Origin of the sequence: Kribbella sp. (assembly GCF_035655035.1) — a bacterium.
Lineage (GTDB): Bacteria > Actinomycetota > Actinomycetes > Propionibacteriales > Kribbellaceae > Kribbella.
In genome coordinates this window covers 1-7,785 of sequence record NZ_DASRVN010000561.1, presented here as the reverse complement: position 1 = coordinate 7,785, position 7,785 = coordinate 1, and the positions used below count along the sequence as shown (strand labels likewise).

Annotated in this window: 9 protein-coding genes; 8 read left to right on the top strand and 1 reads right to left on the bottom strand. The window is 69.1% G+C overall.

The window, feature by feature from the left end:
* Positions 1–70: 70 nt before the first annotated feature.
* Genes VFF46_RS30160 through VFF46_RS30150 form a run of 3 tightly spaced genes read left to right on the top strand, consistent with a single transcriptional unit; the run spans position 71 to position 3,847 of the window.
* Positions 71–2,575: an FtsX-like permease family protein gene (locus VFF46_RS30160; protein ID WP_325040621.1), complete on the top strand. Its 2,505-nt coding sequence runs from the start codon at positions 71–73 to the stop codon at positions 2,573–2,575.
* On the top strand, positions 2,565–3,017 hold the full coding sequence (locus VFF46_RS30155; protein WP_325040620.1) for a hypothetical protein: 453 nt from the start codon (positions 2,565–2,567) through the stop codon (positions 3,015–3,017). The genes VFF46_RS30160 and VFF46_RS30155 overlap by 11 nt, the downstream gene beginning before the upstream one ends.
* Positions 3,017–3,847: an HTTM domain-containing protein gene (locus VFF46_RS30150; protein ID WP_325040619.1), complete on the top strand. Its 831-nt coding sequence runs from the start codon at positions 3,017–3,019 to the stop codon at positions 3,845–3,847. Before VFF46_RS30155 ends, VFF46_RS30150 begins: the two co-directional genes overlap by 1 nt.
* Here VFF46_RS30150 and VFF46_RS30145 read toward each other — a convergent pair.
* Positions 3,826–4,200, bottom strand: a complete 375-nt coding sequence (locus tag VFF46_RS30145; protein ID WP_325040618.1) for a DUF1844 domain-containing protein — start codon at positions 4,198–4,200, stop codon at positions 3,826–3,828. The genes VFF46_RS30150 and VFF46_RS30145 overlap by 22 nt on opposite strands.
* Positions 4,201–4,528: 328 nt before the next feature.
* Here VFF46_RS30145 and infC point away from each other — a divergent pair, with 328 nt between their 5' ends.
* From infC to VFF46_RS30120, 5 genes are all read left to right on the top strand, one after another.
* On the top strand, positions 4,529–5,173 hold the full coding sequence (gene infC / locus VFF46_RS30140; RefSeq protein ID WP_414673108.1) for a translation initiation factor IF-3: 645 nt from the start codon (positions 4,529–4,531) through the stop codon (positions 5,171–5,173).
* 90 nt (positions 5,174–5,263) lie between these two features.
* The gene (rpmI, locus tag VFF46_RS30135) at positions 5,264–5,458 is read left to right on the top strand and encodes a 50S ribosomal protein L35 (protein ID WP_130383713.1); all 195 of its coding nucleotides are present in this window, start codon (positions 5,264–5,266) and stop codon (positions 5,456–5,458) included.
* A gap of 75 nt (positions 5,459–5,533) precedes the next feature.
* On the top strand, positions 5,534–5,926 hold the full coding sequence (rplT, locus tag VFF46_RS30130) for a 50S ribosomal protein L20 (protein WP_131367113.1): 393 nt from the start codon (positions 5,534–5,536) through the stop codon (positions 5,924–5,926).
* Positions 5,927–5,946: 20 nt separating this feature from the next.
* Positions 5,947–6,750, top strand: coding sequence for an RNA methyltransferase (locus tag VFF46_RS30125; protein WP_325040617.1), 804 nt, complete (start codon positions 5,947–5,949; stop codon positions 6,748–6,750).
* Complete coding sequence (locus VFF46_RS30120) at positions 6,747–7,640, top strand: CehA/McbA family metallohydrolase (protein ID WP_325040616.1); 894 nt, start codon at positions 6,747–6,749, stop codon at positions 7,638–7,640. The genes VFF46_RS30125 and VFF46_RS30120 overlap by 4 nt, the downstream gene beginning before the upstream one ends.
* The last annotated feature ends 145 nt before the right edge of the window (positions 7,641–7,785 follow it).

Here is a 7,785-nt window from a genome sequence, read left to right as displayed (position 1 = left end):
TGCGCGACGGCCGCATCGACGGTCAGACGGATGCCCTGCCGGACGCAGACGTGTTGCTGGAGGCTCCGCAGTGAAACTCCTCAACGACTGGGTCCTGGCCTTGCGCTTGGCCCGCCGTACGGCGCGGCGCACCCTGGGACGGACACTGCTCATCGCTGCCCTCGTCGGGCTGCCTGTGCTCGCCGGCAGCTGGTTCAGCGTCGTGCACCGCGGTACGCATCCCACGGGCGAGCTGCTTGCGCGCACGGTACTCGGATCGGCCGACGCACAGCTGACAGTGCCGTCTGCGCGGACCGACCTACGCGGTGTGCTGCCCAGCGGGTCGCAGTACGCCCGGGCGAAGTCGATGCCCGGTGACATCGAGCTGCGTGGCAGCGGGGCCGCCCTGAACGTCGGGCTCGTCATCGGTGACTTCACGAACGCCCTGCTCGCGGGAACGTTCCGCCTGGACACGGGGCGGATGCCTGCGAAGCCAAGTGAGGTCGCGGTGTCACCTGCACTGGCAGACCATCTCGGGTTGCACTCAGGCAGTGCGATGACGGCTGCGAACGGTACGAGGTACCAGGTTGTGGGCGTTGCCCGCACGCTCGACTTCCCCAAGGCGCGACAGGTGTTCGCCACACCGGCAGTGGGCGACCCGGACGCACAAGCGGAGTATCTGGTCGACCTGCCGAGCGCGGTAGACACAGGGGTGCTGGCTGACAAGCTCAGCAAGCAGGGGATGACTCTTGAGATCAGGGCTTCCGTTATTGACCCACCTGTGACGCCACGCGGTCCTGTGGGCGGTGCTGCGGCACGGGTACTCATCGTCGGCTTCGGCGTCCTGGAGCTCGTGCTGCTGGCCGGTACGGCGTTCGCTGTCGTCGCGCGCCGGCAGACCCGTGAGCTCGGTCTGGTCACCGCGGTCGGCGGTACGTCGGCCGACGTACGACGGGTCGTGCTGGCGCAGGGGCTGTACGCCGGACTGCTCGGTGCGGGCTTCGGGCTCGGGATCGGCGTACTGACGGCGTTGATCGGCAAGTCCTGGTGGGAGGACGCGACCTCGACGCTGATCACCGGCTGGCAGATCCCTTGGCTGCAGCTGCTCGGAGTGGTTGCCGTCGGCCTGGTGGCAGGGCTCGCGTCCGCGCTGGTGCCGGCGATCGGGGCGGCGCGGCGTCCACCGTTGGCCGCCTTGGCTGGCCGGTTCGCCGCGGTCGTCGGGGCCGTACGCCTGCGCCGCCTCGCGCTCGTACTGGTTGTCGCCGGGCTGGTGCTGTCCGTCATCGGCAACATCCAACTGGCTGCCGCCCTCGACACCGCACGCGAGCAGCGCGCCGCCGCCGATCCCGCCCAGATCTCCAGGGTCGCCTCGGCCTCGCCGACGCTGCCGGTCGCGGTGGTCGTCGCCGGGATCACGCTCGTCATCGCCGGGCTGGTCTGGATGCTGCCCGCCCTGGTCGGCAAGGTCGCCGGGAGTCTCCGCAACCTGCCGCTGAGCCTGCGGCTGGCGCTCCGGGACGCGTCCAGGCACCGCCACCGCACCGGCCCGGTCACCGCCGCGATCATGATCGCGGTCGCTGGTACGACGGCACTCGCGTTCGCCGTGGTGAACCAGGCCGCCGCGAAGGCCCAGAACTACGAGCCGGCCGGGCGGATCGGGGACGCGGTCCTGCAGTTCGACGGCGACATCCCGTACTCGGCGCAACTCGTCGACCGCGTGCAGCGCCTGCTGCCGGTGGAGCACCGGTACGAGCTCGGCACCGTCGTACTGAACGGCACGAAGGAGACCGACGGCTACGTGGCGAACGGCAGCGTGTACTCGAGCGGCTACTCGCTCACGGCGGTCGACCCGGCGTACGTCGCGCGGTTCCTGGACTGGGGGCGTCGGGCTGCGGCCGCACTGCGGCAAGGGAAGGTCGTCGTACCGCTGGCGACGATGGCGCACGATGGCAAGGTCAGGCTTGCACGCGGGGATGATCTTGACGGCAAGAGCACGTTCCCGTATCCGGCTGCGGTCGTGACGTCGCCGCCGAGGGTCGGTGTGCTTCCACGGTCGGCCCTGATCAGTGCTGATGCTGCCAAGAGCCTAGGGACCGCGTCGGTCGACGAGGTTCACTTCAGCCTGCGAGAGCAACCGAGTGCGGCCCAGTTGGCTGCTGTGGCGAGGCTTCTGGGTCACGAGGACGCGTTGAAGGTCGAGCACGGCTATCAGAGCCCGGTACGCAAAGCCTCGATCGGTCTGCTGCTCGCGGGGCTGGCCGCCACCCTGCTCGGCGTTGCGATGTCTGTCGCGCTGTCGATGTCGGAGGGGCGTGCGGACTTCGCGACGCTCGCCGCGGTCGGTGCACCGCCTCGGCTGCGGCGCGGGCTCGCGGCTGCGCAGGGCTGGTTCCTCGGGCAGCTCGGTTGTCTGCTCGGCGTTGCAGTCGGCGCCTTGTACGGGTTCACCGCGCACACGGTCGTCGGGTCGCCGACGGTCGCCGTGCCGTGGGCCGTGATCGCGGGTGTCGCCGTACTGGTGCCCCTGTTCGCTGCTGGGGTGCCGTACGTGCTGACCCGTTCCCGGTTGGAGCTGGTACGCCGTGCCGACTGAGCAGAAGCTAGGGCCTCGCGGCCGGACCGTACGGGAGGCCGCTGCGGTCGTCGGGATCGTGCTGCTGGTCAACGGATCAGTGCGGGGCAGCGACGACCTGTGGCCGTTCGGGCCGATGTCGCAGTACGCGATGGTGGTCGCCGACGACGAGTCGATCATCCTCACCCGGATCAGCGCGGTCACGGACGCCGGTACGACGGTCGACGTGCCGCTGGACGTCGAAGGCGCGGGGATCGCCCGCGCCGAGATCGAGGCGCGTGTCGGGGAGATCGTGAAGAACCCGGCGCTGCTCCAGCAGGTCGCCGACGGGTGGGCGAGCAAGCACCCGGACAAGCCGAAGTACGTGAGTCTCCAGCTCGTCCAGGACACGACCCAGTTGGTGCACGGACGTGTCGCAGGGCCGCCGACGCCGCGAGTACTGACGACTTGGAAGGTGGGTTGATGAAGTGGTTCACACCGTCGATCGCGTCGGGGCGGATCGCCTGGCTGCGGACGGTGCTGTACCTGTTCGTGATCCTGGACATGCACGCGTTCGTCAACGACACGTTGCTGAAGGGTGAGCGCCCGGGGCTGTACCAGCCGCTGTTCCTCGCCCGGCTGCTCGACCTCCCGAAGCCGACCGTCGCGAACACCACCACGCTGTACGTCGTACTGATCGCGGCCTGTCTCGTCGGTGCGACCAACTACTTCCCGCGGATCGCCGGCTGGATCGTCGCGCCGGCGTTCACCTGGTGGGTCATGATCGGGATGAGCGACGGGAAGGTCGACCACGACCACCTGGCGCTGGTGATCGCCTTGTGGGTGCTACCAACGGTCGGCAGGACGTCGTACGGCGATCGGACGAAGTCGGAGGCGGCCGGCTGGGTGGTCCGGTGCATCCAGCTCTGCGTGATCGCGACGTACTTCCTGTCCGCGATCGCCAAGCTCCGCAGCGGGCACTGGACGCTCGCGTGGCCGAGCAGCGCCGTACTGACCTGGGCGATCGTCCGGCGGCCGAACCCGGTGGGGGAGTTCCTGCTGCAGTACCCGTGGATGCTGCACGTGATGCAGTGGGTCGGGATCGTCGCGGAGGTGTGCTCGCCGGCGGTCCTGTGGCTGAAGGGGCGGTGGCAGCTGTTCGGGGCCCTGTTCTTCCTCGGGTTCCACGCGGCGAACACGGCGATCCTGGGGATCCACTTCCTGCCGACGGTGGTCTGCTGGCTCGCGTTCGCGCCACTGGAGAGGATCCGGGTCCCGCGGCTGCGGAAGTCCTACTTGGCGCCGGCCGGGTAGACGGCGCCGGTGTACTTCTCGCCGGGACCCTGACCCGGCTCGTCCTGGATCGAGCTGGCCTCCCGGAAGGCCAGCTGGAGCGAGCGCAGCCCGTCCCGCAGCGGCGCGGCGTGGTGGTGCCCGAGGGACGGGGCGGCCGCGTCCAGCAGACCGGCCAGCGAGTCGATCAGCGACCGCGCCTCGTCGAGGTCCTTGTGCTCCGGCAGGTCGGCGGCCAGGCCCAGGTTGACGGCGGCCGCGCTCATCAGGTGGAGTGCGGCGGTGGAGATGATCTCCACGGCGGGCACCTCGGCGATGTCGCGGGAGGCGGTCGCGAGGGGGTCGGGCTGCGGAGTGGCATCTGCGTCGGTCATGCTGCTACTCTTACATGGCGACCGACCTGGTCCGATGGTGCCCCCTGAGCGGAATACTTCGGGGACGCCAGTGGTTCAGGTCCAAGCGGAGGGCCACCTCCCACCCAGTCGATGAAGAGTCGGCGGGTCCCGGTCAACAGTACGGCGTACCACCCGTTGGGTTGGGGCGTCGTGCATCTGGGAATTGGGCCTTCGTGTGATCGCACGAGGGCCTTCGTCTTTCCAGGGGGACTTCGGGTGATCACGAGGTGGCATCCAGTACGAGTTCAACCCAGGAGGACCCATCACCACTGATTTGCGCGTCAATGAGCGCATCCGCGTTCCCGAAGTGCGGCTGGTCGGACCGAACGGTGAGCAGGTAGGCATCGTCCGGATCGAGGACGCACTGCGGCTGGCCCAGGAGGCCGACCTCGACCTGGTCGAGGTCGCGGCGACCGCCCGGCCTCCGGTCTGCAAGTTGATGGATTTCGGCAAGTACAAGTACGAGACCGCGCAGAAGGCGCGCGAGTCCCGCCGGAACCAGACCAACACCATCATCAAAGAGATGAAGCTGCGGCCGAAGATCGACCCGCACGACTACGAGACCAAGAAGGGTCACGTGGTGCGGTTCCTGAGGGCCGGGGACAAGGTCAAGATCACCATCATGTTCCGCGGACGTGAGCAGTCCCGGCCCGAGCTCGGGTTCCGGTTGCTGCAGCGGCTGGCCGAGGACGTCAGCGAGCTCGGCTTCGTCGAGTCCTCGCCGCGCCAGGACGGCCGGAACATGATCATGGTGCTCGGACCGCACAAGAAGAAGTCCGAAGCGCGCGTGGACGTGGAAGCCGAGAAGGCGCAGCGGAAGGCCGAGCGGGAGGCCGAGGAGCAGGCGGAGCGCCAGGAGCGCGCCGAGCAGGCTCAGGCCCACGAGGCCGAGCGCGCCGCCGGTGTCACCAAGAAGCCGAAGGGTCCGGCCGACAACCTCGACCCGGAGTGACCGATCGCTCCGGCCGCCAGGTGAACCACAGCGGCCGGAGCCGGCACACCGATGATCGAGTCAACGAAGAAACTCAGGAGCACAACAGCCATGCCGAAGATGAAGACCCACTCGGGGATGAAGAAGCGGGTCCGGGTCACCGGGTCGGGCAAGATCCGTCGTGAGCAGACCGGTGTCCGGCACCTCGCCGAGGCGAAGTCGTCGAAGCGCAAGCGTCGCCTGTCGGGCACCGTCGAGGTGGCCCCGGCGTACGTCAAGAAGGCCAAGAAGCTGCTCGGCATCTGACGCACTTCCCCTCCCGAACCATCCCCCGTCGTCGGCAGTCCGTCCACGGCGCAGAAATACAAGGAGTAACACCTCATGGCACGCGTGAAGCGGGCAGTCAACGCCCACAAGAAGCGCCGGGTCGTACTCGAGCAGGCCAGCGGTTACCGCGGCCAGCGCTCGCGGCTGTACCGCAAGGCCAAGGAGCAGGTCACCCACTCGCTCGTCTACGCCTACCGCGACCGCAAGGCGCGCAAGGGCGACTTCCGCAAGCTGTGGATCCAGCGCATCAACGCCGCGGTCCGCGCCGAGGACCTGACCTACAACCGCTTCATCCAGGGCCTGCGGCTGGCCGAGGTCGAGGTGGACCGGAAGATCCTCGCCGACCTCGCCGTCAACGACCCGGCCGCGTTCTCCGCGCTCGTGCAGGTGGCCAAGGCCGCCCTGCCGGCGGACGTGAACGCGCCGAAGTCCGACGCCGCGGCCTGAGCAACACCCCTACACCACAAGTGGCGAGCCCTGGTCTGTTGACCGCGCAGTCCGCGCGGATCAAGCAGGCCCGGCGGCTCGCCACTCGTGCGTTCCGGCGCAAGGCCGGCCGGTTCCTGGTCGAGGGCCCGCAGGCCGTCCGGGAGGCGCTGGAGCATCGCGAACTGGTTCTCGAGGTGTACGCCGAACCCGCCGTCGCGGCCCGTCATCGTGATCTGTACGACCTCGCCGCGGCCGCAGGTGTCCCGTGGTTCGAGGTCGATCGAGCCGCTATCGAGACGCTGAGCGAGACGGTTACGTCGCAGGGCGTGGTCGCGGTCTGCTCGCTGGTCACCGTTCCGCTGCCGACCGGTCCGTTGAAGCTGGTCGCCGTCGGCGTCCAGGTCCGCGATCCCGGCAACGTCGGCACGTTGATCCGTACGGCGGACGCGGCCGGCGCGGACGCCGTCGTACTGTCGCCGGAATCCGTCGACCCGCACAACCCGAAGGCGGTCCGGGCCAGCGTCGGCAGCATCTTCCACGTACCGATCAGCACCGACGTGGAGATCGTGGACGCGGTCCGGGCGTGGCGCGAGCAAGGGCTGCAGGTGCTCGCCGCCGATGGGTACGGCGCGACCGACCTCGACACCTGCATCGACGACGGCACGCTCGCGAAGCCGACCGTGTGGCTGTTCGGCAACGAGGCGCACGGCCTGCCGGACGGCATCAACGCGGTCGTGAACCACTCGGTGAAGGTGCCGATCTACGGCCGCGCCGAGTCGCTCAACCTGGCCACCGCCGCCGCCATCTGCCTGTACGCCTCCGCCCGCGAGCAACGCCGATGATCTTCGACCTGCCGGGCCGGTTCTGGCGTGGAAACCTGCACACGCACTCGAACCTGTCCGACGGGTATCTGTCGCCCGGCGAGACCGCCGCGGTGTACCACGAGGCCGGCTACGACTTCGTCGCGATCACCGACCACTTCCGGCCGGAGTACGGCTACCCCGTGACCGACACCCGGGACCTGCGAACGGCCGACTTCACCACGCTCATCGGCGCCGAACTCCACGCCCCCCGCACCGAAGCCGGCCAGCAATGGCACATCGTCGCAGCCGGCCTCCCGCTCGACTTCGCCCCTCCGTCACCTTCCGAAGACGGCCCCGCGCTGGCCCGCCGAGCCCGTTCCGTGGGTGCCTTCGTCGGCATGGCGCACCCATCGGCCTCGCTGCTGACGGCGAAGGACGCCGAGAGCCTGGACGCCGCCCACTCGATCGAGGTCTACAACGCCCTGGCAGACCGCGAGCACCGCGGCGACAGCTGGCACCTCACCGACGTCCTGCTGAACCGCGGCCACCGCCTCACCACCTACGCCGCCGACGACGCCCACCTGCAACCCCAGGACCCACCCCCGTGCCAAGCCTGGGTCCAGGTCCGCGCCGAGTCCCTCGACCCCGACGCCCTCCTCACTGCCCTCAAGGCGGGCCACTTCTACTCCACCACGGGCCCCGAGCTGTACGACGTACACCTCGAAACCGACGAGCTCGTCGTACGTTGCTCACCCGCCACCAAGATCCTCCTGACCGGCGGCCACCCCGGTGCCGAGGTCGCCCAAGGCACCAACCTCACCGAACACACCTTCCCCCTCACCCTCTTCCAAGCCACCCACTGCCGCATCACCGTCGAAGCAGCCGACGGCACCCGCGCCTGGACCAACCCGATCCACCTGGATGGATAGCTGAGCTACTTCTTGACGCGGGTTTGGAGGCCGTCGAGGAGGGCGTCGAGGCCGAACACGAAGTTGTTGGTCAGGCCGGTGTCCAGGTCCGTGACGATCCGGCGGCGGACCGACTGCTGCATCGCCGGGTAGTCGGTGGACCTGG

Coding starts and splice junctions, on each gene's coding strand:
- rpmI (WP_130383713.1), top strand. CDS start 5,264: ATGCCGAAGATGAAGACCCACTCGGGGATGAAGAAGCGGGTCCGGGTC.
- rplT (WP_131367113.1), top strand. CDS start 5,534: ATGGCACGCGTGAAGCGGGCAGTCAACGCCCACAAGAAGCGCCGGGTC.
- VFF46_RS30150 (WP_325040619.1), top strand. CDS start 3,017: ATGAAGTGGTTCACACCGTCGATCGCGTCGGGGCGGATCGCCTGGCTG.
- VFF46_RS30145 (WP_325040618.1), bottom strand. CDS start 4,200: ATGACCGACGCAGATGCCACTCCGCAGCCCGACCCCCTCGCGACCGCC.
- VFF46_RS30120 (WP_325040616.1), top strand. CDS start 6,747: ATGATCTTCGACCTGCCGGGCCGGTTCTGGCGTGGAAACCTGCACACG.